This is a genomic window from Micromonospora sp. NPDC049230, assembly GCF_040647875.1.
Classification (GTDB): Bacteria; Actinomycetota; Actinomycetes; order Mycobacteriales; family Micromonosporaceae; genus Micromonospora.
Genome location: NZ_JBEZCZ010000016.1, coordinates 75,325 through 98,139, shown reverse-complemented (window position 1 = coordinate 98,139; position 22,815 = coordinate 75,325). Strand labels below are relative to the sequence as shown.

The 22,815-nt window shown below is 69.9% G+C and carries 21 protein-coding genes; 9 read left to right on the top strand and 12 right to left on the bottom strand.

The window, feature by feature from the left end; all coding sequences use genetic code 11:
• Positions 1-9: 9 nt before the first annotated feature.
• From AB0A95_RS16165 to AB0A95_RS16155, 3 genes are read left to right on the top strand one after another with little or no spacing between them, the layout of a single operon-like run.
• Entirely contained in the window at positions 10-1,158 is a 1,149-nt protein-coding gene (locus AB0A95_RS16165; protein ID WP_357556509.1) for a hypothetical protein, read from the top strand.
• Positions 1,159-1,192: 34 nt separating this feature from the next.
• On the top strand, positions 1,193-1,732 hold the full coding sequence (locus AB0A95_RS16160) for a flavin reductase family protein (protein ID WP_357556508.1): 540 nt from the start codon (positions 1,193-1,195) through the stop codon (positions 1,730-1,732).
• Entirely contained in the window at positions 1,729-3,660 is a 1,932-nt protein-coding gene (locus AB0A95_RS16155; protein WP_357556507.1) for an FAD-dependent oxidoreductase, read from the top strand. Before AB0A95_RS16160 ends, AB0A95_RS16155 begins: the two co-directional genes overlap by 4 nt.
• Positions 3,661-3,715: 55 nt before the next feature.
• On the opposite strand, the gene AB0A95_RS16150 is transcribed toward AB0A95_RS16155, so the two are convergent.
• The 6 genes from AB0A95_RS16150 to wrbA all read right to left on the bottom strand — a co-directional run bounded on the left by AB0A95_RS16150 (position 3,716) and on the right by wrbA (position 9,817).
• Positions 3,716-4,696, bottom strand: coding sequence for an aldo/keto reductase (locus tag AB0A95_RS16150; protein WP_357556506.1), 981 nt, complete (start codon positions 4,694-4,696; stop codon positions 3,716-3,718).
• A gap of 131 nt (positions 4,697-4,827) precedes the next feature.
• Positions 4,828-5,796: a DUF6081 family protein gene (locus tag AB0A95_RS16145; RefSeq protein ID WP_357556505.1), complete on the bottom strand. Its 969-nt coding sequence runs from the start codon at positions 5,794-5,796 to the stop codon at positions 4,828-4,830.
• 3 nt (positions 5,797-5,799) lie between these two features.
• Complete coding sequence (locus AB0A95_RS16140) at positions 5,800-6,783, bottom strand: alpha/beta hydrolase (RefSeq protein WP_357556504.1); 984 nt, start codon at positions 6,781-6,783, stop codon at positions 5,800-5,802.
• A gap of 41 nt (positions 6,784-6,824) precedes the next feature.
• Positions 6,825-8,189 carry a lipocalin-like domain-containing protein gene (locus tag AB0A95_RS16135; protein ID WP_357556503.1) on the bottom strand — a complete coding sequence of 455 codons (1,365 nt, stop codon included), beginning with the start codon at positions 8,187-8,189 and terminating at the stop codon, positions 6,825-6,827.
• The gene (locus tag AB0A95_RS16130; RefSeq protein ID WP_357556502.1) at positions 8,186-9,178 is read right to left on the bottom strand and encodes a DUF6081 family protein; all 993 of its coding nucleotides are present in this window, start codon (positions 9,176-9,178) and stop codon (positions 8,186-8,188) included. Before AB0A95_RS16130 ends, AB0A95_RS16135 begins: the two co-directional genes overlap by 4 nt.
• A 27-nt stretch (positions 9,179-9,205) precedes the next feature.
• Positions 9,206-9,817 (bottom strand): NAD(P)H:quinone oxidoreductase, encoded by a 612-nt coding sequence (wrbA, locus tag AB0A95_RS16125; RefSeq protein ID WP_357556501.1) that lies wholly within the window; start codon positions 9,815-9,817, stop codon positions 9,206-9,208.
• Between the two features lie 216 nt (positions 9,818-10,033).
• Here wrbA and AB0A95_RS16120 point away from each other — a divergent pair, with 216 nt between their 5' ends.
• The 4 genes from AB0A95_RS16120 to accC all read left to right on the top strand — a co-directional run bounded on the left by AB0A95_RS16120 (position 10,034) and on the right by accC (position 15,056).
• Positions 10,034-10,660, top strand: a complete 627-nt coding sequence (locus AB0A95_RS16120) for a TetR/AcrR family transcriptional regulator (RefSeq protein ID WP_357556500.1) — start codon at positions 10,034-10,036, stop codon at positions 10,658-10,660.
• A 166-nt stretch (positions 10,661-10,826) separates the two neighbouring features.
• The gene (locus AB0A95_RS16115) at positions 10,827-11,969 is read left to right on the top strand and encodes a hydrolase (protein ID WP_357556499.1); all 1,143 of its coding nucleotides are present in this window, start codon (positions 10,827-10,829) and stop codon (positions 11,967-11,969) included.
• 26 nt (positions 11,970-11,995) lie between these two features.
• Positions 11,996-13,699, top strand: coding sequence for an acetyl-CoA carboxylase carboxyltransferase subunit alpha (locus tag AB0A95_RS16110; protein ID WP_357556498.1), 1,704 nt, complete (start codon positions 11,996-11,998; stop codon positions 13,697-13,699).
• Position 13,700: 1 nt separating this feature from the next.
• Positions 13,701-15,056, top strand: coding sequence for an acetyl-CoA carboxylase biotin carboxylase subunit (gene accC, locus AB0A95_RS16105; RefSeq protein ID WP_357556497.1), 1,356 nt, complete (start codon positions 13,701-13,703; stop codon positions 15,054-15,056).
• A gap of 47 nt (positions 15,057-15,103) precedes the next feature.
• On the opposite strand, the gene AB0A95_RS16100 is transcribed toward accC, so the two are convergent.
• On the bottom strand, positions 15,104-16,723 hold the full coding sequence (locus tag AB0A95_RS16100; RefSeq protein ID WP_357556496.1) for an FAD-binding protein: 1,620 nt from the start codon (positions 16,721-16,723) through the stop codon (positions 15,104-15,106).
• A gap of 835 nt (positions 16,724-17,558) precedes the next feature.
• Between AB0A95_RS16100 and AB0A95_RS16095 the strand changes: the two genes are divergently transcribed.
• Positions 17,559-18,344, top strand: a complete 786-nt coding sequence (locus AB0A95_RS16095) for an AfsR/SARP family transcriptional regulator (protein WP_357556495.1) — start codon at positions 17,559-17,561, stop codon at positions 18,342-18,344.
• Positions 18,345-18,398: 54 nt separating this feature from the next.
• Here the strand turns inward: AB0A95_RS16095 and AB0A95_RS16090 are convergent, their stop codons facing one another.
• Both AB0A95_RS16090 and AB0A95_RS16085 read right to left on the bottom strand, forming a co-directional pair.
• Positions 18,399-18,935, bottom strand: coding sequence for an acetyl-CoA carboxylase biotin carboxyl carrier protein subunit (locus AB0A95_RS16090; RefSeq protein ID WP_357556494.1), 537 nt, complete (start codon positions 18,933-18,935; stop codon positions 18,399-18,401).
• Positions 18,936-19,085: 150 nt separating this feature from the next.
• The gene (locus AB0A95_RS16085) at positions 19,086-19,868 is read right to left on the bottom strand and encodes an SDR family NAD(P)-dependent oxidoreductase (RefSeq protein ID WP_357556493.1); all 783 of its coding nucleotides are present in this window, start codon (positions 19,866-19,868) and stop codon (positions 19,086-19,088) included.
• Positions 19,869-20,048: 180 nt separating this feature from the next.
• Here AB0A95_RS16085 and AB0A95_RS16080 point away from each other — a divergent pair, with 180 nt between their 5' ends.
• Positions 20,049-20,480: a nuclear transport factor 2 family protein gene (locus AB0A95_RS16080; RefSeq protein WP_357556492.1), complete on the top strand. Its 432-nt coding sequence runs from the start codon at positions 20,049-20,051 to the stop codon at positions 20,478-20,480.
• 234 nt (positions 20,481-20,714) lie between these two features.
• Here the strand turns inward: AB0A95_RS16080 and AB0A95_RS16075 are convergent, their stop codons facing one another.
• The 3 genes from AB0A95_RS16075 to AB0A95_RS16065 form a co-directional block, all read right to left on the bottom strand.
• Complete coding sequence (locus tag AB0A95_RS16075) at positions 20,715-21,194, bottom strand: nuclear transport factor 2 family protein (RefSeq protein ID WP_357556491.1); 480 nt, start codon at positions 21,192-21,194, stop codon at positions 20,715-20,717.
• Between the two features lie 309 nt (positions 21,195-21,503).
• The gene (locus AB0A95_RS16070) at positions 21,504-21,803 is read right to left on the bottom strand and encodes a hypothetical protein (RefSeq protein WP_357556490.1); all 300 of its coding nucleotides are present in this window, start codon (positions 21,801-21,803) and stop codon (positions 21,504-21,506) included.
• Between the two features lie 459 nt (positions 21,804-22,262).
• Positions 22,263-22,754 carry a GNAT family N-acetyltransferase gene (locus AB0A95_RS16065; protein ID WP_357556489.1) on the bottom strand — a complete coding sequence of 164 codons (492 nt, stop codon included), beginning with the start codon at positions 22,752-22,754 and terminating at the stop codon, positions 22,263-22,265.
• Between the last annotated feature and the right edge of the window lie 61 nt (positions 22,755-22,815).

Below are 22,815 nucleotides of genomic sequence, written 5' to 3'. Positions count from 1 at the left end.
GGACATTCGATGACTTCACCGCGTACCTGGCCGTTGCGCCGGGTCCTCGCCGTAGCGGTCGCCGCCGCCGCGGTCCTCACTCTTGCCTATCAGCCGCTGCGCAGCGAGGGGAAGCCGGCGGCCCAAACGGCGGCCGGCCAGACCGCTCACTCCCCGCACCTCGCCGCGGCCGGACACACCACGTCCTCCCAACACTCGGCTGCGTCGGATGACACCGCGCCGCAGCGCGCCGACGCCACGGGCAAGGCCGTCGACGTCTGCCTGGTGCTGGGCAGGCCGGAGATCGAACAGGACCTGCGGTTGCCGGCGAGCGTGGCGGAGCGCCTCTATCAGGGCACCCGCTCCTACCCGGGCCCGTGCGCCGACTACGGCCCGGCCCAGCGGGTCGGCACGGGTGGCAGCGTGCGGATCGCCACCCAGAGCCTCGGCAAGCGCCCGATCAGCATGTCGTTCGTCTTCGACAAGGGCATGCTCACCGGCTTGCCGGCCGAACTGTCCGACGGCAAGCACTGCTACGACGTCAACGGCGACGGCGCCATCACCCGCGACGCGGAGTGCATTCATGAGCACGAGTACATGCTTGAGCTGCCGCAACGCTTCCGGCAGCGCGTCGGCGGCCCGTTCAAGTGGGCCATGCTCAACTGGGACCCGCGCGGCCACGCACCCGATCCGATCTACGGCGTGCCCCACTTCGACCTGCACTTCTACCTGCAGAAGGAAGCCGAGGCGATGGCGATCGGCACCGGGCCGTGCGGCGGGATGAACCTGGTCGACTGCGACGACTACGCGCGGGGCCGCGAACCGGTGCCGCCGGCCTACCTGCCGGCCGGCTACGTGGACATCGACGCCGTGGTGCCCGGCATGGGCAACCACCTCGGCGATCCGGCCTCTCCCGAGTTCAACGGCGCACCGTTCACCCACACCTTCCTGTACGGCGCCTTCGACGGCGACATCACGTTCTACGAGCCCATGATCAACAAGGCCTGGTTCGACGAATTGGGCGCCGGGCGGGCCGCCAACTCCTGCACTCCCATCAAGCTGCCGGCCAAGTGGGAGGTGGCGGGTTGGTACCCGACGCAGTACTGCGTCGCCTACCGGCCGAACCGGCAGGACTTCACAGTCTCGATGACCGGTTTCGTTCAGCGGTCCGCGTCCTGAGTGTGAGGGCGACCCCACCCGACAGGAGGAACTGATGCTTTCCACCGACTCCGCGGTCGACGGCGCCTCCACCTTCGACCTGGCCGACTATCGCGACGCGATGGCCCGGTTCCCGACCGGGGTCGCGATCGTGACCACTCACGACGAGAGTGGTACGCCCTACGGGTTCACCGCCAACTCGCTCTGTTCCGTCTCGCTGCACCCGCCGATGCTGCTGGTCTGTCTGGCTCACGCGGCGAACTCCTACCCGGTGTTCGCCAGCAGCGGGACCTTCGCCGTCAGCATCCTCGGCGCGCACCACACCCAGCTGGCCCGGCGCTTCGCCGGCAAAGGCGTCGACAAGTTCGCCGCCGGCGGATTCGAACGAACCGCCGGCGGCGCGACGGTGCTGGGTGACGCGGCTTCAGTGCTGGAATGCGAGGTGCACAGCCGGCACACCGCCGGCGACCACATGATCCTCGTCGGCGCGGTCCGCGACGTGCGGGTCACCGGAGACACCGAGCCGGCCGTCTACTTCGACCGCGGCTTTCACCACCTGCGCGGTCCGGCTGACGGCGGACCGGCCGGCCCATGACGACGACACCGGGGGAAGCCATGCCGGCACTCAAGCCGATCACCGCCGACGACGACACGCTGCGGGCCCACCTGAGCGACGCGGAGGCACCGGCCCTGCTGATGACCGTCGCCCACCTCACCGGCGACCTGTCGATCCTGCGCGACGATCTGCGACCCAACGGCTGGCTCTTCCTGCCACAGGGTGGCCTGACGGACGAACAGCAGGACCATGCCCGCGAACTCGCCCTCAACGCGCTGCGGCGGCTGCGCGACGGAGCCGCGGTGCCCCGGCTCGATCGCAGCACGCTGCGGCGGGTCACCAGTTGGGCGATGGGCGGCGACACCGAGGACCTCCTGCCGTTGCTCGAGCAGGAGGTGATCCTGCCCGGCGAGGACCCGAAGCAGCCCGGCTGGCGGCTCGACCAGGAGGCCCCGGGCCGCGACGCCCGGGTGGTAGTCATCGGCGCCGGCCTCAGCGGCCTGCTCGCAGCGCACCGCCTCACCCAGGCGGGCGTGCCGGTCGTGGTCCATGAGAAAAACCCCGACCTCGGCGGCACCTGGTTCGAGAACCACTACCCGGGCTGCCGGGTCGACGTGGCCAGCCACCTGTACAGCTATTCGTTCGCCACCCGCAGCGACTGGCCCGACCACTTCTGCAAACACGACGAGTTGCTGTCCTACCTGCGGGATTTCGCCAAACAGCACGGCCTGCTGGACCTGATCCGCTTCAACAGCGAGATCCGCGCGGCGCACTGGGACGAGGCGGCCGGTCAGTGGCGGCTGACCGCGGACACACCCGACGGGCCACGCACCGAGCAGTGCACGGTTCTGGTCAGCGCCGTCGGTCAGCTCAATCGCCCGCACGTGCCGCAGTTCCCGGGCACCGAGGAGTTCGCCGGCCCGGCGTTCCACTCGGCCCGGTGGGATCACCGCGTGGACCTCACGGGCAAGCGGGTCGCGGTGATCGGCACCGGCGCCAGCGCCTTCCAGTTCATTCCGGAGGTGGCCAAGCAGGCGAGCCAACTGACAGTCCTGCAACGCACCCCGCCCTGGCTGCGACCCACCCCGCACTACCACGACGCGGTCCCGGGCGGCGTCCAATGGCTCTACGAGCACCTGCCGTACTACGCGGCGTGGCAGCGGTTCTGGTTGTTGGCGCCAGGGCTGCGCGGCGTACTGGAGGGCTGGGTCGTCGACCCGGACTATCCGCCCAGCGAGCGTGCCGTGTCGGCGCTCAACGACCAGTTGCGCGCCACACTGACGGCATATCTGGAGAGCCAGCTGACCGATCGCCCCGACCTGCTGCCACTCGTCCTGCCGCGCTACCCGGTCGGAGCCAAGCGGGTCCTGCGCGACAACGGCAAATGGCTGGCCACCTTGAAGAGCGACCACGTCCGCCTGGTGACCGCGGCCGTCGACCGGCTCACCCCGGACGGCGTACGCGACGCGAACGGCGAGCTGCACCCGGCCGATGTGATCATCTATGGCACCGGATTCCGCGCCTCGCAGTTCCTTACCCCGATGACAGTGACCGGGCGCGACGGCGTCGACCTGCACGAGTACTGGAACGGCGACGCACGTGCGTACCTGGGACTGACAGTGCCCGGCTTCCCCAACTTCTTTTGTCTGTACGGGCCGAACACCAACCTGTCCGGGCAGGGCGGCAGCATCATCTACTTCTCCGAGTGCGGGGTGACCTACCTCGTCGACGCGGTGCGCCGACTGGTACAGGGTGGGCACCGAGCCATGGAGGTACGCCCGGAGGTGTTCCAGGAGTTCAACACCTGGGTGGACGAGGCGAACTCCCAGCGGGCCTGGGGCTTCTCCAAAGTCAGCAGCTGGTTCGTCAACGCCGCCGGGCGGACCGCTCAGAACTGGCCGTTTCCGGCCCAGGACTACTGGCGGCGCACCCGGGCCGTCGATCCGGCCGACTACGAGCTGCGCTGACCACAAAAGTCGGCCGGGTACGGGTGATGCCCCCGTACCCGGCCGACTTTCGTGGTCAGCGGCGCGCCAGCGGCGGCTGCTCCGGGTAGCGGCCGCCGGCCGCGGCGCCGGGCGGCGTGGCCGCGTCGATCGCGTTCAGCTCGGCCTCGGTCAGCTCGACGTCGAGTGCCTGGACATTTTCCGCAAGGTAGCGACGTCGCTTGGTGCCGGGGATCGGCACCACGTCAGGGCCGCGGCTGAGCACCCAAGCGAGTGCCAGCTGGGCGGCGGTGACGCCCTTGGCGGTGGCCAGTTCGCGCACCCGCGCCACCAGCTCCATGTTGTGCCGCAGATTGTCGCCCTGGAACCGGGGCGTACCGCGCCGGTAGTCGTCGGCCTCCAGCTGGGTGAGGTCGGTGATCGCGCCGGTCAGCAGCCCCCGCCCGAGCGGGCAGTACGCCACCAGCGCGATGCCCAGCTCGCGCAGGGTGGGCAGCAGTTCGGTCTCCGGCTCCCTGCTGAACAGCGAGTACTCATACTGCCCAGCGGTCACCGGGTGTACGGCGTGCGCCCGGCGCACCAGATCCGCCGAGGCCTCGGAAATACCGAGGTGGCGCACCTTGCCGGCCGCGACGAGCTCGGCCAGCGCGCCCCAGGTCTCCTCAATCGGCACCTGTGGGTCGACGCGGTGCTGGTAGTACAGGTCGATGTGGTCCACCCCGAGCCGGCGCAGCGACGCGTCGCAGGCCCGGTGCACGTAGTCAGGGCGGCCGTTGATGCCGAAATAGCCATCCTCGGGGCGGCGTTCCACGCCGAACTTCGTGGCGATCACCGCCTGGTCGCGGCGACCGGCGACGGCCTTGCCGACCAGTTCCTCGTTGGTGAACGGGCCGTACATGTCGGCGGTGTCGAGCAGGGTGACGCCCAGCTCCAGCGCCCGGTGGATCGTGGCGACCGACTCGACGTCGTCGCGGTCACCGTAGAACTCGCTCATGCCCATGCAGCCGAGGCCGAGAGCGGAGGTGGTCAGGTTCTGGCCGAGCACGCGGTTATGCATCCGCGATTCCTTCCAAGTAAGGAGATGACAACGGACTGCGGCCCTCGGGACGCGCCGGTGTCACCGGCGATGTCGTCCCGGGGGCCCGTCCCGACCATAAGGGGGTCGAGTTCAGGAACGCCGCTGGGCGCTCAGGCGGACGGCGTCTGTGACACGAGATAGCGGCGGGCACGCATCTCGGCGCCCTGGCCGAAAAGGCGGCTCTCCGGCCGACTCTGCTCGTCGGTGAAGCGCTGCGCGCCGCCGCCGACCGGGTCGAGGTAGTGCCCGGCGGCGGGCGTGAGCCGGACCAGGCCGGCCGCGTCGTGCCCGGGCAGCGCGCCGTCGAGGATGGTGAACAGCCCCAGGCCCCCGGCGAGCTGCCGAGGCTCGGTGCGAGTCTCCTTGCCTCCGTGATCGAGCATCAGGTGCTCGCGCGAGGGCAGGTGGTAGCCGAGACGGTCGACGGCGAAGACCTCGCTGCCGTCGAGCTGCCACCGGACCGTGCCGGCCGCCCGGTCATAGGAGATGACCAGATGATGTTCGTCGTCCGGCTGGCGTGACGCCACCGGCACCGTGTAGAGGAACGCGGCGTAGTCACCGAGCTCGTGCCGGGCGTGCGGCAGGCGTTCGTAGAAGACGTACACCCGCTTGTTGGTCAGGAAGAAGTCGAAGACCATGGCGGTCTCGGTGTCCAGGACCGGCATCGCCACCGAGGCCAGGCGCAGATCGTCGTCCGGGTCGGCGACCGCCGCGCCGAACGGGTGACCCGCGGTGCCGTAGGTGCGCCCGGACAGCCACGTCTCGAAGGAGAGCACAGCGCCAGGATCGGCGTCGAAGCCGAGGTGGCCGCTGGACGCCAGATGGTTGGGGTAGGCGAGCCACTTCACGTGATCGAGGGCGCCCGGCACCGCCTCCGGTCCCCCTTCTTGCGGAAGAGTCCGGGTGAACGCCGGTTCGCCGGTGCTCGGGTGCCGACCGGGCGACACCGCCCGCAGACCTTCCGCCGAGGTGGACACCTCGGCGTCGTCACCGACGTAGTCGCCGAGGCGGTAGTAGGCCCAGCGCGCGTCGGCACCCTCGGTCTTGAAGCCGTCGTTGAAGTCGTCCCACACGGTCATCGGTCATGCCTTTCCGCCGGGCACGCCGCCCGGTCGCGGGTGCGGAACCAGTCGGGAGTGCAGGCCGTCGCGCAGCCACGATTCCTGCTCGGTGAGGATCTGCTGAGCGGTGGCGGTGTCGCCGAGCGCGATGCACGCGTGAAAGGTGCCCGGGTGGTAGCCGATCCGGGACTTCACGCCCGCCTGGATGAGCCGATGTGCGTACGTCAGCGCCTCGTCGCGGAGCGGATCGTACTCACACGCCAACACGTACGCCGGGGGTAGCCCGCCGAGGTCGTCGGCGCGAGCGGGCGCCGCCAGCGGGTCGACCGCGTCGCCCCCGGCTGCGTCGCCCAGGTAGTACCGCCAGCTCACCTGCGCGTTGTGCCGATCCCACATCGGGGTGTCGGTGAACGCGCGTGCGGACACCGTTTCCAGCCGGTCATCCAGCGCGGGGAAGAGCAGGCACTGTAGCCGCAGCGCCGGGCCGCCTCGATCGCGTACGGCGAGGGCGAGCGCCGCGGCGAGGCCACCACCGGCGCTCTCCCCGCCGACCGCGATACGCCCGGTGTCGACGCCGAGGTCCGCGCCTTCCTTGGCGAGCCATTCCAGCGCCGCGTAGCAGTCCTCGAGCCCCGCCGGAAACGGATGCTCGGGGGCCAGGCGGTAACCGACGTTGACCACCACGGCGTCGATCCGGTCGGCCAGCCGTAGGCACGTCTGGTGCACGGTCTCCAGGTCTCCGGTGACGAAGCCGCCCCAGTGCAGATAGATCAGCGCGGGCTGCGGCCGGTCGGCGTCCGGCCGGTAGACCCGGACGGCGACCGGCGGGGCGCCCGGCGGGCCGGGAACCAGCCGGTCGCCGACCTCGATCGGGCGAGCCGGCTGGTACGGCCGGTGATGGGCCACCGCCGCACGCAACGCCGCCCGGGTGGCGGGCAGATCGGCATAGTCAACTCGGGGCAGCGCGGTCAGCCGGTCGGCCAGGTCGGCGGCGAAGTCGTACACCGTGGGTCTCCTCGCCTCTCGGGCGCTGTGGTGGGGAACGGTCAGAAGGTGATGACGACCTTGCCGCGGGTGTGCTTGCCAGCGAACTCGGCGACCGCGCGCTGCGCCTCGGCGAACGGGAACCGGGCACTCACCTCGACCCGCAACCGACCCGACGCTGTCGCCTCGACGATCTGCTGGAGCCGGCCCTCGGTGGCCTCGATGTGCGCGTACGAGGCGCGCACCTCACGGTCGAAGACCGGCGGACCCCCGGCCGGAGAGATGAGCAGCCCACCGGGCTTGACGGCGGCCGCGGTTCCGGCCAGCCCGGGGCCGGCATTGATCAGGTCGACGGCGACGTCGACGCCACCGGGAACGTGGCGCAGCGCCTCCTCGGTCGTGTCGCCGGAGGTGTAGTCGACGGTCGCCGCGGCACCAAGACCACGCACGTAGTCGGCATCCGACGGCGGCGCGGTCGCCACCACGCGGGCACCGGCCTGGGCGGCGAGCTGAACCACGAACGAGCCGACACCACCTGTCGCGCCGACCACCAGTAGCGAGTCGCCGCTGTTCAGTCCGGCCTGCTCGACAATGCCGGCCGCGGTCATCGCGGCCACCGGCAGAGCAGCGGCGTCCACCGGGTCCAGCGTCTCCGGCCGGGCCACCACCTCGGGGCCGTCCAGTGCCAACGTGTACTCCGCGACCGCGCCGGCGACCGGGTGGGTGAACGCCACCACCTCGTCACCGGGGGAGAAGCGGGTGACGCCCTCGCCGACCGCTTCGACAGTGCCGGCCGCGTCCAGACCCAGCACGAAGGGATGCGACACCGGCATCATCTCGCGCATCACTCCGGTGGCGAGCTTGACGTCGAGCGGGTTGAGCGCTGCCGCCCGCAGCTTGATCAGGATCTGGCCCGGCCCGGGTGCCGGCTTGTCCAGCTCGGCGAGGGTGAGTTGGTCGATCGGGCCGTACGAGGGTGCGACGAGTGCCTTCATGGTGACGTGCCTTTCTGCGGTATGGGAAAGAGTCGGTGTGGTGCGGCGCCAGACGAGCCGGCGGCGGCGGGGCCGGCCATTGACCGGTGAGGTGCCGTGCAGGGTGAGGACGTCGCCGTCGAGCGCGGCGTGCCGGACGAGTTCCGAGCCGACCATCCGGGAATGGGCGCTGACCAGAACCGCGTGGCGGATCTCCGAGCCGCTGGCGCGCCAGGTGCCGGCGTAGCCCATGAACGTCTCGACCTGGTCGTCCGGCCCGGCGCTCTCGGGCGCCGGGCCGGTGCGCATCATGCTGACCGACATGTGGCCGTCGGCGGTGTAGACCAGCAGCCCGCGGGGACGCTCACCGAGCGGCCCCGGCCGGACGTCGTCGCCCTCGACGTCGACGTAGGAGAGCAGCTCCCAGGTGCCGAGCACGTCCCGTGAGTTCACCGGGGCGCCGCCTCGGTGATGGCGAACCGCCGCACCCGCAGCTCGGCCCCCTGGCCGAAGAGGCGGCTCTCGGCGTTGCTGTGCTCGTCGGCGAACTTCTGTGGCCCGCCCGAGATCGGGTCGAGGTAGAAGCCGGGCACCCCGGAGAGCCGGGCCAGCCCGTGCGGAGAGTGGCCGGGTGCTGTGCCGTCGAGCAGACTCAGCAGCCCCATGCCGAAGTTCAGTTGACGCGGTTGAGCGATCGTCTCGGTGCCACCGTGGTCCAGCACCAGGTGCCGGCGGCCGGGCAGGTGGTGCCCGATCCGGTCGACTCGGAACACCTCCTGCCCGTCGAGCAGCCAGTGGGCAGTGCCGGCCAACCGGTCGTAGCCGATCTCGACACGGTGCTCGTCGTCCGGCGTCCGATCGGCGACCGGGACGCCGTAGGAGAACGCCGCGTAGTCGCCGAGTGTGTCCCGGGCGAACGGCAGCCGCTCGTAGAACGCGTACACCCGCTTGTTGGTCAGGAAGAAGTCGAGGACCAGGTAGGTCTCCGCGTCGAACGCGTTGATCGCCGCGGTGGCCAGACGCAGATCGTCGTCCGGGTCGGCCACCTCGGCGCCGAACGGGTGACCGCCGGTGCCGTAGGTGCGTCCGCCGAACGTCGCCGAGCAGGAGAGCACCCGCCCCGGCGTCGCGTCGAAGCCGGGAAGCCCCGTGCTCGCCTGGTGCTGGGCGTAGACCAGCCACTTCACGTGGTCCAGGACGCCGGGCAGACCGGCGCCGTCGGCGGGCTCGGGCGGCACCGTACGGGTGAAGGCGGGCTCCCCGGTGCCCGGGTGCCGCCCACCGGAAACCACATGCAGTCCGTCGGCGGAGGTGGTGACCACCCCGTCGTCGGCGACGTGCGGGCCGGCCGTGGTGTGGAACCACCGGCTGCCGGGCCCGGTGCTGTCGAAACCGTTGCGGAAGTCGTCCCACACCTGTTCGTGCTGAGTCACGTCGGTCATCGCCGGGTCTCCTCCCCGATGGGACGGTCAGGCGGGGACGGCGCCGCGCAGCAGTTGCGCGCTGATCGTCGCGAGCCGGTTGCCCTGGTAGTTGGCGGCGGCCAGGACCTGCTCGCTGGGGCCGTCGTCGGACGCGGCGTTGCCGGTGCCGTACGGGTTGCCGTGTGCGGCGTAGACACTCGGGTCGGTGTAGCCGGGTGGAACGATGATGCACCCCCAGTGGTGCATCGTGTTGTAGAGCGCGAGGAGTGTGGACTCGTTGCCGCCCTGGATGTTGCCGGCGCTGGTGAAGCCGGTGGCCGCCTTGCCGGAGAGCTTGCCGGTCGCCCACAGCGGCCCGGTGCTGTCCAGGAACTGCTTGAGCTGAGCGGACACGTTGCCGTAACGGGTCGGCGTGCCGAACGCGTACGCGTCGGCCCACTCCAGGTCGTCGAGGGTGGCGACGGGCACGTCGGCCGTGGCCTCCAGGTGGGCGCGCCAGGCGGGGTTGTGGTCGATGGCCGCCTCGGGGGCGAGCTCGGTGACCCGGCGCAGGCGCACCTCGGCGCCGGCCTTGGCGGCGCCCTCGGCGGCGGCCTCGGCGAGCGCGTGGACGTTGCCGGTCGAGGAGTAGTAGATGACGGCGACCTTGGCAGTCATGGGTAATGGGACCCTTCGCGAAAGGTGAGCTAAGCGGAAGCCTTTCCGCTTAGGCAGGAGGCTATCCGGAAAGGTTTCCGATTGCAACGACCGCAGCACCGCTGGGCTCCACCCGCGAAAGGGCTGCGTACACTGCCGCGACAGCGCTGTCACGGCAGAATGGGCGGACGGGCGCAACCGGCTGCCGGGGTGTGGCCGCGGGAGAGAGGACGTCGGGTGGCTGGAGAGCCGGAGGCGGCATCGACGCCGGTTCCCTCGACACTGTCGATCGCGGGACAACCGGGAATCGAACGCGCCGACGCCGCCCGCAACCGCCGCAAGATGCTCGACGCCGCCGCGCGCATCGTCGCCACCGAGGGCGTCAAGGCGCTGGCCCTCGACGAGGTGGCGCGGGCCGCGGGAGTGGGCACCGGCACCGCGTACCGCCGCTTCGGCGACCGGGCCGGACTGATCTTCGCGTTGCTCGACGAGGAGGAGGCCAGTTTCCAGGCCGCCTTCCTACAGGGCCCGCCGCCGCTGGGCCCCGGCGCGCCGGCGGCGGAGCGGATCCACGCCTTCCTGCACGCCCTGGTGGACCGGGTGGAGGCGCAGCTGGAAATGCTGCTGGTCACCGAGACCAGCTCGCCGGTGGCGCGATATCGCAGCGGACCGTACATGGTCTACCACACCCACCTGGCCAGTCTGCTCGGCGAGGCTCGCCCCGACGTCGACCCGCACTACGTCGCGGCCGCGCTGCTCGCGCCGGTCTCGGCCACCCTGATCAGTTACCAGCTGCGCGAGCGGGGCCTCGGCACCGACGTGCTCAAGAGCGGTCTCGACGACCTGCTGCGCCTCAATCTCTGAGCGTCCCCGCCGGCCGTTCCCGCTTCCGCGTCGAGCCACCCTCCAGCCTTGGTCGAGCGGTCTTCGACTGCGCCGCGCCATGGTCGTCGGGCGGGCGCGGGCCCGGTGGGCCACGTCGCCGCATCCACCTGCCGACCGCGGTCGCACCGACGAGGAGGCCAACAGGATGCTCGTTCCATCGCCCAGCCCCACCGATCTCATCGCCGACGCCGAGGATCTCGCCGTGGTCGCGGCTCGCTGCGCGCCGCAGTCCGAGGCGGAGCGCCGGCTGTCCGGCGACGTCGTGGAGGCGTTGCGCGCCACCGGCTTCGCGGCGCACTTCGTGCCCGCCGCGCACGGCGGCAAGGAAGGAACCTTCACCGAGCTGAGCGAGGCCGTCGCCCGGGTCGGGCAGTCGTGCGCGGCGACCGCCTGGTGTGCGTCACTGGTGGCCAACCTCGGCCGGATGGCCGGCCTGCTGCCCGCCGAAGGGCAGGCCGAGGTCTGGGCTACCGGTCCCGGCACGGTGGTCGTCGGATCGCTGGCGCCGACCGGTACGGCGGAGCGGGTGACGGGCGGCTGGCAGGTCTCCGGCGCCTGGCCGTACATCAGCGCCGTCGACTTCTCCGACTGGGCCCTGCTGTGCGCCCGGGTGCCAGCCGACGGGCCGGCGGCGGCTCGGATGTTCGCGGTCCCGCGCTCGGCCTACCAGATCGCCGACACCTGGTCCAACGTCGGAATGAGCGGTACCGGTAGCAACACCGTGACCCTCGAGGCGACAGTGGTGCCCGAGGCGCGCTCCTTCGACAGGCAGAACCTCTTCACCGGTACGCCCGCGGTCTCCACCGCCGCGTGCCACGTGGTTCCGCTGCAGGCGGTCAACGGACTGTCGTTCGTGACACCCGTGCTGGGCGCCGCCCGCGGCGCCCAGCGGGCGTGGACCGCATATGTGGGCGACAAGATCCGCGGCGCGGCCGCCCGGCCCGGCGCGCCGGCCATCGAGCGCGGCCCGTACGACCTGGTCCTGGCGCGGGCCAGCGGCGAGATCGATGCCGCGGAGCTGCTGATACGGCGGGCCGCGCAGGTCGCCGACCAGGGCGCCGGCATCACGCCGTTCGAGGTCAGCCGCAACCTGCGGGACTGCTCGCTGGCGATGGAAACCGTGGTCACGGCGGTGAACCGGTTGTTCCGCGCGGCGGGCACCTCCGGACACACCACCGGTAGCCCCGTGCAGCGGGTGTGGCGCGACGTCAACAGCGCCGCCAGCCACATCGCTGTGCAGTTCGAGCCCGCCGCCGCGGCGTACGCGACCCAGGTCTTCAAGATCTGACGCCTGACGAAGCAGAGGGGACGACGATGACCCGAACCATCGCGCGTGAGAGCAGTGCGGACTGGGTGCTCTGTCCTGGCTGCCACGTGCCGGTCTATGGCAAGCGCCTGCACCGCAACGCCCGGGTGTGCCCCGAGTGCCAGGTGCACCTGCCACTCACCGCCGAGCAACGACTCACCCAGTTGGCCGACGACGGCCGTTACGAACTGCTGCCGCTCGAAGTGGCAGGCAACGATCCACTGCGCTTCACCGACACCGTGCCCTACTCGGTGCGGCTGGACCAGGCGCGCCAGCGGACCGGTCTCAACGAGGCGGTGCTCTGCGCGAGGGCGTTCATCGGCGGCAGCCCGGTGGTCATGGCGGTGATGGACTTCCGGTTCCTCGGCGGCAGTCTGGGCACCGCGGTGGGCGAATTGATCACCGTGGCGGCCGAGACCGCGCTGGCGGAGCGTACGCCGCTGCTGATCGTCACCGCCTCGGGCGGGGCACGGATGCAGGAGGGCGCGCTGTCGCTGATGCAGATGGCCAAGACCAGCGCGGCGCTCGGTGAGCTGGACCGGGCCGGAATCCTCACCATCGCGCTCATCACCGACCCGACCTTCGGCGGCGTCGCCGCGTCGTTCGCCACGCTGACCGACGTGATCGTCGCCGAGCCTCGCGCGCGGCTGGGATTCGCCGGTCGTCGGGTGATCGAGCAGACCATCCACCAACAGCTGCCGCCGGAGTTCCAGACGGCCGAGTTCCTGCTCGACCGGGGCTTCATCGACATGATCGTCGAGCGTCGTCGGTTGCGGCTGGCACTCGGCCGCCTGTTACGGGTCGGTGCCGGCACGCGGCAGCCGACCGCCCCCGAGGTGGCCGATCCGGTGATCCGATCCCACCAGCAGCTGTCGGAGCAGGACCCGTGGCGCAGCGTCGGCGAGGCGCGCGACATCCAACGGCCGACCACCCTGGACTACGTCTCGATGATCTTCGAGGATTTCCTGGAGCTGCACGGCGACCGGGTCTCCGGCGAGTGCCCGGCGGTCGTCGGTGGGCTCGCCTGGCTAGACGACCGGCCGGTCATGGTGATCGGTCAGCAGAAGGGCCACGATTCCACCGAACTGATTCGGCGCAACTTCGGGATGCCCCGGCCGGCCGGATACCGCAAGGCGGCGCGGTTGATGCGCCTCGCCGAGAAGCTCGGCGTGCCGGTGGTGACGCTCGTGGACACGCCCGGTGCCTACCCCGGCGCGGATGCCGAGGAGCAGGGGCAGGCGGTGGCGATCGCGGAAAACCTGCGCCTGATGGCCGCGCTGACCGTTCCGGTGGTCAGCGTCGTCATCGGTGAGGGTGGCAGCGGCGGCGCCCTCGGGCTGGCGGTGGCGAACCGGGTGCTGATCTTCGCCAGCGGCGTCTACTCCGTGATCAGCCCGGAGGGGTGTGCGGCGATCGTCTGGAAGGACCCGGCCAGGGCGCCGGAGGCGGCTCGCGCGCTGGGCCTCGACGCCCGAACGTTGCTGCGGCTGGGCGTCGTCGACGGCGTGATCCCGGAACCCGCCGGCGGCACCGGGGCCGATCGGCTGCTCGCCGCCGACCGGCTGGGCGCCGCGCTGCGGCACAGCCTGTACGGACTCAGCCGACTGAGCCGTGGGGAGCTGGGCGTCGACCGCCGGGCCCGGTTCCGACAGTTCGGTTCGGCCGTGACGATCGAGGCCGAGCTGCGGACGATGAGCGAAGAGGCGCACTGACATGTTCCGCAAAATCTTGATCGCGAATCGGGGCGAGATCGCCGTTCGGGTGGCTCGGACCTGCCGGGAGATGGGCATTCCCACGGTGGCGGTGCACTCCACCGCCGACCGCGAGTCGGCAGTGGTCCGGTTGGCCGACGAAGCCGTGCAAATCGGCCCGCCGCCACCGACGCAGAGCTATCTCAACGCGGCTGCCGTGCTCCAGGCGGCGGACCAGACCGGGGCCGACGCCATCCATCCCGGCTACGGGTTCCTGTCCGAATCACCGGATTTCGCCGACGCGTGCGAGGCGCTCGGCATCACCCTTATCGGGCCGCCGGCGTCGGTCATGGCGGTTCTCGGTGACAAGACCTCGGCGCGAGCCCTGATGTCCCGCGCCGGTCTGCCGCTGCTGCCGGGAAGCCTCGACCCGCTCGACGCGGAGGCCGCGCGGGAGCTGGCCTCGACGATCGGCTTTCCGGTCATCATCAAGGCGGCGGCGGGCGGCGGCGGGCGCGGCATGCAGGTGGTGCACGGTGCGGCCGAGTTCGTCGACGCCTTCCGGCGCACCCAGGCCACCGCACAGATGTTGTTCGGAGACGGTCGGGTCTACGTGGAGCGCTATCTCGCCAAGGCACGTCATGTCGAGATACAGGTCCTCTGCGACGGCCACGGCAACGCCGTACACCTGGGGGAGCGGGACTGCACGGTGCAGCGACGTCACCAGAAGCTGATCGAGGAGACGCCGGCGCCCAACCTGCCGGACGGCCTGGCCGAGCGGATGGGGCAGGCTGCGGTGCAGGGTGCCCTGGCCGCCGGCTACGTCGGCGCGGGGACCTTCGAGTTCCTTGTCGACCCGGACGGCTCCTTCTATTTCATGGAGGTCAACTGCCGGATCCAGGTCGAGCATCCGGTGACCGAGATGGTCACCGGCGTGGATCTGGTCCGTGAGCAGATCCTGATCGCGGCGGGCGAGCGGCTGAGGATGGCCCAGGACGACGTGCACCGCCGCGGCGTGTCGATCGAGTGCCGGGTCAACGCCGAGGATCCGGCGCAGAACTTCGCGCCCACCCCGGGAACGGTCGACGAGTTCGTGCCGGCCGGTGGCGCCTTCGTCCGGGTCGACACCCACGTGTACCCGGGTTACCGGATTCCGCCCAACTACGATTCACTCCTGGCCAAGCTGGTGATCTGGGCGCCGCACCGGGATGAGGCCATCGAGCGGATGCGTCGTGCGCTCGCCGAGTTCCGGGTACGCGGCACGCGAGTCAGCACCACCCAGGATTTCCTCGCCGCCGTCCTGAACGACGATCGGTTCCGTTCCGCGGGGCACACCACCTCTCTGGTCGACGAACTGCTCAGGGAAGAGCACCGGTAGCCACCGCGTCGGCCGGCCGGCGCCTCGGTGCGCCGGCCGGCCGTTGCTCACGGCAGCTCGATCGACTGCGAGTGACGGAAGGTGTTCAGCGGGTCCCAGCGAGCCTTCGCCCGCTGTAGGCCCGCGTAGTTGCCCTTGTAATACAGCGTGGACCAGGGCACCCCGGAGCGGTTGATGGCCGGATCACGGATGTCCATGTCCGGTGAGTTGATGTAACAACCGTCGGTCTGAAGATTCGGCACCGGGTAACCACCGGTGTCCGCGAAAGTTTGGTGATAGATGTCGCGCAGCCAGCCGACGTGCGCGGCATCCTGCGACGGATCCATCCAGAAGTTCTCGAACAGCGTCAGGAAGCTCGCGTTGCGGTGCGGGTAGGCCGTGGCCGACTCGGACAGCGAGTTCACCTTGCCGCCGGCCACACCGGTCAGTTGCACTGTGGCGTTGGGGTTGGCGTAGTCCGTGCGGGTCAGGCCGCGCCACAGCGCCGCGATCTGCGAGTCGGTGAAGCCCTTTCTCATGTATGCCGACTTCACAGTGCTGCGCATCGTGGGATCCAGCATGGTCGCCGGGTTGCTGGTGCCGATCAGGCGGGTGGCAGCCAGCCAGCGCAGCCTGCGGGGTGGGTACGGCGCGACGATGCCGGTGCCCTGGGTGATGGCGGCGAGGTATTCGTCGAGCATCCGGGCGGCGTCCGGCACCGCCGCGTCGATCTGCGTCACCAGGCCGAAGCCGCCGGCCGACCGGTGGGTGATGAACGCTGCCCCGGACAGTGCCGTGTACGGCGAGGACGGGTCGGCATTGCGCTCGTACCAGGTGCCGAAGTTGCGGACCAGTGTGGTGAAGGCCTCCTGGGTCAGCGTGGGCCAGCCGACCGGCAGCGAGCTGACCAGCACCTCGGCCGGGGGTTGCGGCAGTTGCTGGCCGGGAGTGGTCCCGGTTGCGCCAATCGAGCGGAACCAGTACTTGGTCACGATGCCGAAGTTGCCGCCGCCCCCGCCTGCGGCAGCCCACCAGAGGTCCCTGTTGACGTCGGCCGAGTTGCGCGAGGCAACCACGACCCGGGCAACACCGTACTTGTCGACCACCACCATCTCGACGGCTTCGAGATGGTCCGCGACCACTCCGTAGCGCCGGGAGAGAAGGCCGTAGCCGCCGCCGGCGACATGCCCCCCGATGCCCACGGTCGGGCACACCCCGCCGGGGAGAGTGACGTTCCAACCCTTCTTGAGCGTCTCGTAGACCTGGCCCAGCAGGGCGCCCGGCTGGATGGCGAAGGCGTTACGGGTGTTGTCGTAGCCGATGGAGTTCATCGCCGACATGTCGATGATGACCTTGGCGGCCGAGTGGTAGACGAAATCGGCGTAGCAGTGTCCTCCGCTGCGTACGGAGATCCGCTTCCCGGCCCGCACCGCCTTCTGGACGGCGTCGAGCACCTGCTGCGTGGAGCCGGCGAAAAACACCGCCTCCGGTGTGGCGACGAAGCGCTGGTTGTTACCGACCACCACGTCGGGGTAGCGAGCGTCGCCCGGGGTCACGATGCGGGCGGCTGGGACTGTGGGATCGGTTTGCTCATCCGCCAGGGCGGGCGCGGCACCCACCCCGGCCGTCACGGCGCCTGTCGCCGCGGCTGCGCCGACAAGGAGCCCTCTTCTGCTGATCGTCGTCATTCCAGTCCTTCCTGGACAGCTGTGCCGACGCCGCACTGCGCCGGCTGATGTGCGGAGCGCCGAGGGCGCTGTTACGCACGGGAAGCAGTCCGATCCGCACCGCAATGGAAACGAATCAGAAAGGTTTCAATACAAAAGAGCCCCGCGGCCGGAACGAGCGCACTCCACGGCCGCGGACGAATCCCCCCGTGCATTCGCCAGTCTAATAAATTCGATCAAGGCCGGGCATCGTCACTCAGGTGTCGAAGGGTCGGCCGAATGGCGGATTCGTGCGGGGATCGGCGTTGGTCCGGGCGGATCCTGAGGGATCTCGTCGGTGGACTGTTGGATATGTGACTTTCGTGCCGGGCTTCCGCCCCGGTCTGCACGGCTCGGCAGTTATTCCACCTGTCGAATATCCGCATTAGAAGAGCCTGGGGTCGATGTGCAGTTCATCACAGTGCTGAGTAAGCAAGGGTGAATTGACCGGTCTGTCCAGCGGGGCTGCGCCGTTGAAACAATCCGTTAACCGGAAATTTCCGACCCCCGCTGGGTCGGCTGCTGAAGTCCCATTGCGATGACGGAGCGGCTGTGTAAAATTACCCGTCGTAGCTGTAAGTGGAATGATTTCCGCTACGTGACCAGGGCGGATCGCCAGGCGCGGGCAGGGGGCATGGCCCGACGCGGGCGGGGTGCGAGAGCTTTGATCAGCGACGCCGGCTTTGGTGGAGGACCGTCAGGGCCCATCCAGGGAATAGGGATACATCGATGTATCTGTCCGTAGCGGCTTTGTGGCAGCTCGCTTGCCTGCGGCCCCCCGCACAGTCGCCCACATGACACACACGGGGAGTGTGACGTGCAGTTCAAGATTCTGGGACCGATGGAGATCGTGACCGGCGAAAGACCGTCTTTCCCGGTCAATGCTTCGAAGACCAGCCAGGTGCTCGCGCTGTTGCTGGTGCAGTGTCCGGAGAATGTTGGCGTGGACACGATCATCGCCGAACTATGGGGCGAGAAGCCGCCACGCAGCGCCGTGACGACCTTGCAGACCTACATCTATCACGCGCGCCGCATGCTCACCCGGGAAATGGTCGACGGAAATAGGAACATCGTCGTCACCCGGCCGCCGGGATATGGCGTTCAGGTGCACCCTGACGACATTGACGTCAACGTCTTCATCCAGTCCGTGCGCCGTGGGCGTGAGCTGCTCGAAAAAGGTCACCCCCAGCAGGCGGTCGACTATCTGAACGCCGGATTGGCGCTGTGGCGGGGGCCGGCGTTCGCCGGCCTCGATGTTGGCGAGGTGCTGGGCGCGCGGGTGGCTCACCTCGACGAGTTGCGGATCCAGGCGGTCGGCCTGCGGATTACGGCCGAGCGGAGCCTCGGGCGCCACCTCGAGCTCGTGCCGCAACTGCGCTCCCTGGTCTCCGCACACCCCCTGAACGAGTCGTTCCACGCTCATCTGATCGAGGTCCTTTTCGAGTCCGGCCGGCGGGCCGAGGCCCTCCAGGCCTACCAGAACCTACGCCGGATCCTGGATCGGGAGCTCGGTGTCGAGCCGACCATCGAGATGCAGCGGTTGCAACTCGCGGTCTTGCAGGGGGAGAGCAGCAGCGCCCGCCGCTACCCCGCCGTCGTCTGAACCGCGCGGGCGGCCGCCGGCGCGCTGCCGTGACGGTCGCCCGCGTCACCGGATTCAGGACCCGCTCGGGTCGATGCGGAACAGTGGCTCGTCGAACTCCACGGCGTCACCGTCGCCCCGGAGAACCGCTGTCACGGTGCCGGCGCAGCCCGAGTGCACCGGGATCATCAGCTTCATCACCTCGACGATCCCGATCTGTTGGCCAGCCTCCACCCGGTCACCGACCTTGACGAACGGCGCGGCACCCGGCGACGGGCAATGAAACAGCACGCCGACCGCGGGCGCGCGCACCTCGACCCCCGCCGGCACCACCGGACTGTCCAGCGTCGGTACGGACGGGGCCGGGGCGGTCGACAGAGTGATCGGATCGGCCGGCAGCGGTTGGCCGGTTGGCCACTCCGCCTCGACGGTTACCCCGCCGGCCCGGATGCGCAACACGCTGGGCGCGTGGCTGAAGCCCTTCAGTAGCTGTAGGGCGTTGGTCCGGACCAGTTCCAACGAAGCCTCGATGTCCGAGACGGCCGGGGACTCCGGGACGTTGGCGTTCTCGCCGGCGGGCATCCGGGTCGGGTCCTCGGTGTCCTGGGACATGGCTGTGCCTCCCTCGAGCTTCTGATCAGTTGCGGATGGACGATGCTGTCGGCAAACCGGCGATGGCTTGCGCAGACCTGCGAGAGTCGCCCAGGGCATGCGTCGAAGTCCTCGGACTCCGCGGCAGGCCGGCCAGGGGCTTTGACGGGCCTAGTAGTTGCCGAGCCCACCGCAGACGTTGAGAGCCTGCGCGGTGACCGCCCCCGCCCCATCGCTGACCAAATAGTTGACCATCGCGGCGACCTCCTGGACCTCGACGTAGCGACCGATCGGCACCCGGGCGGTGATGCGTGCGTGTGTCTCGGCCTCGTCCACGCCCCAGATCGCGGCGTAGTGCTCCCGAACGCGCTCGGCCATCGGTGTCTCCACGAAGCCCGGGCAGACGGCGTTGACGGTGATCCCCGTCTTGGCCAACTCCAGGCCGAGCGCCTTGCTGAAGCCGACCACGCCGTGCTTGGACGCCGAGTACGGCGCGGCATGCACCACGCCCTGCTTACCGCCGGTGGACGCGATGTTGACGATCCGACCCCACCCCTTGCCGAGCATGCCGCCCGTGTTGAGCACCCGCTTGGTCATCAGGAAGACGCTGTTGAGGTTGGTGTTGATGACGTCCAGCCAAAGCTCGTCGTCGATCTCCGCTGTCGCTCCGCCGCCAGGCCGGCCGGCGTTGTTGACCAGGATGTCGACCGGTCCGTACCGATCGACCGCCGCGCGGACGAACCGGTCCACGTCCTCGGCGGAGCGCACGTCGCAGCTGCGACCGTCCACGTCGTACCCCTGGTCCTGCAAGTCCTTGACCGTGGCGGCGACCGCCGCGTCACGTCGCGAGCAGAGATAGACCTGGGTGCCCTGCTCGGCGAGCGAGCGTGCGATCTCCAGGCCCATCCCGCTGGTGGCTCCCGAGACGATGGCCACCCGCCGGTTCTCCGTCATGGTCTCCCCATTCATGCTGACGTGTCGGACGTCGCCCAGGGTCGGCCGTGCGGCTCGAACGGCGATCGAGGTTGTCTTGGACCGGACGCCGGGCGCCGGACGTCGTTCGAGCGACCTTCGAGCCGGATGCCGCACGGTGAAGCGGACGCAGTTCCTGAGCCGAACGCACCGGAGGACCGCATGGCGCCGACCCGCACATTCACCGACCTCTACGTGGAGGTGCAGCAGTTCTACGCCCGCCAGATGCGCCAACTCGACGACCGCAAGCTGGAGGCGTACGCGGAGACATTTACCGAAGACGCGGAGTTCGGGCACACTCCCGGTCGGGAACCGGCACGGACCCGCGCCGGAATCGTCGCGGACCTGTTCGAGTTCCACAAGAAGTTCGAGAACGACCCGGTGCAGCGCAGGCACTGGTTCAACATGATCGACGTGGAGCCGCAGGACGACGGGTCGATCCGCTCGACCTGCTATGCGCTGGTGGTCACCACCCGGCCGAACGGCACGCCGACGATCGCGCCCAGCTGCGTGGTGAACGACATCCTGGTGCGCGGCGCCGACGACGAGTTGCTTACCAAGTACCGCAGGGTGGATCACGACCAGCTGTTCTGACGAGGGCTGCCGAGCGCGAGGGCCTGTGTCAAAGTCCCTGGCTGGCCTGCGGCGGGCCCGGACGTCGATCGGCCGCGTTGGATATTCGTTCGGATACCGCTGTTGTATCCGAACGAATATCCGCCTTGCCGGACCGCCGCCCGGACTCCGCCTCGGCTCGACCGAGGACTTCGACGCGGGCCCTATGCCGGGCCGCCGGAAACAGTGACGGCCCTAGCGTTCGACAGACACCGACTACGCGCCGGGTGACGGGATCAGGGCAGCCTCGCTCACCGGCGAGCTCCACGACGGCAGGATGGCGAGCCGGGAGATCCGCCAGCCGACAGTGGTGCGTACGATCCCGAAGCGGTAGTGGCCGACCAGCACCCGAGTGTCGGCCTGCGCTCCTTCGGAGATGAAGACGGCCACCAGATGCGCCCGCGCGCTGGCCTGGTCGCCGTCGAGGTCCACCAGCACGTTCGAGACGAAGTGTTGCAGCCGTGCATAGTCGGCGTGCGCACGCCGGGCGCCGTCGACGACCACGTCGAAGCCCTCCTGCCGGCCGCCCGGAGTTTCCGCCACGACATCGGCGGCGAACAGTTCACCGGGATCCTCCAAGCAGTGCCCGTCCAGCCACACACCCAGGCGGGTGATCAGGTCGGTGATCTCGGACCGATCGCTCAGCTCGCCCAGCTGGCGACGCAGGCCGCCGATTTCGCTCTCGTCGAGCGCCATGCTCATCACTCCTCGGCCGTCTCGTGACACGGCAATCCCTTAAACGCCGACGCGCCGGTGGTCCGGGCACGGGACGAAACCGATGCTGCCACGCCGCGCTCGAAGGCCGCTCGAACGAGCTGAAATGGCGAAGTGGCTCCGGTCTCGGCTGACCCGCCGGCCATGCCTCCTTGTCCGACCGGGTCGATGGACACCGAAACGCGCCAGTTGCGCGTTCTCCGAGCGTCCGCCCACCGGCGTCGCGCTGACAGAGGGTGCGACGTACGCGGCCGGGAGCGGGGATCCACCGGCACCTCTGGTGCGCGAGGTTCAGGTCTCGGGCAGCCGCAGCCGCGCGATGCGGCGCTCGCCGTCGAGGGCGCGGATCGCCCGGGCCAGTGTCGCGGGGTGCAACTCGTCCTCGCCGCGTTCGAGCATGGTCTCGGCTGCCATGCCGATCGCTCTGGCCTCCGCAGCCAGCGCCTGCGCGGCCAGGACGCAACCCCGTGCGTCGAAGTGGCCGCTGTCGCGAGCCGGGTTGAGCCGGGCCACCAGGTCGATGACGCGCAGGTAGCGGTCCACGAGGTCCTGCTCGGCGCGGGTCAGCGCGGGGAGCTCTCGTTCCGTCATCGAATTCCCTCCGTGGGCATCCCGTCCCGGGCTCGGGGGAGGCACAACCCGTACGCGGCAGGACAGGACGAGCCTATCGCCGCTGACCGGGCATCCGGGTGCCCGTCCGCCGCCGTGCGGACGTACCGGGTGGTCGGCCTCCGTGGGTGGATGGCAGGTCGAACGCCCGGCGTCCGCTGCACGCGTCGCGTCCGGCGAGCCCGCGACGTCCTGCCGATCGGACACCGGCGTGGCCCCCGCCGCTGGAGGGAAGCGGGGACCACGCCGGGGATCTGGGACGGCCGACAGGGCGCCTGCCCGCTGGTGCGCTGTCGAAACGACACGTGCCGGCCGTGGCGATCGGGTCCTGCCCGTCGCGTGCCGGCAGGATCCGACGAAGACGTTGGCGTCACGCAGTGGAAGGACTCTTCCCTACCAGGGAACGCGCCGGCTCCACCCGTCCCGACTGTCGGTGCGGCGTCAGACCGCGTCGTCGATGATCGCGTGAAAGCGATTCGCCAGGCGGATGGCCCGATCGTTGCCCGACCTGATTCGTGCCTGTTGCACGGGGTGGCCGTGCGCGGCGGCGAGGCCGGCCAGGTGCCGGGCCACCGCGGTGCCGACTCCACGGCCCTGCCATTTGTCAGCGATCAACAGGGCGATCTCCGGCGGTCCGCAGTGCTGCCACAACAGGTGCGCGAGACCGATCGGCCCCGGCCACTGCGGGCAGGCGATGAGGAACGTGTAGCCGCGATCAGGGTCGATCAGATGCCGCCACTCGGCGTGGCGGATCCGGTCTCGCGACGCGTGGTAGCGGGCCCTGCGGCTCTCCGCGGAGCACTCCCAGCGGTGCAGGTGGTTGGCCGCCTCAAGATCGGTGAGAGTGGCTCGGCGAAGGTGCAGTCGTAGCCCGGCGGCCGTCGACACGGCCACGGTGTCGCGCTGACTCTCAACGAGGAAACCCTGCGGCACGAATCTGCTCCATGGCTGGTAACGAAGGCCGTTTCGAGAACGGCAGCGTCAACGTCGAGCG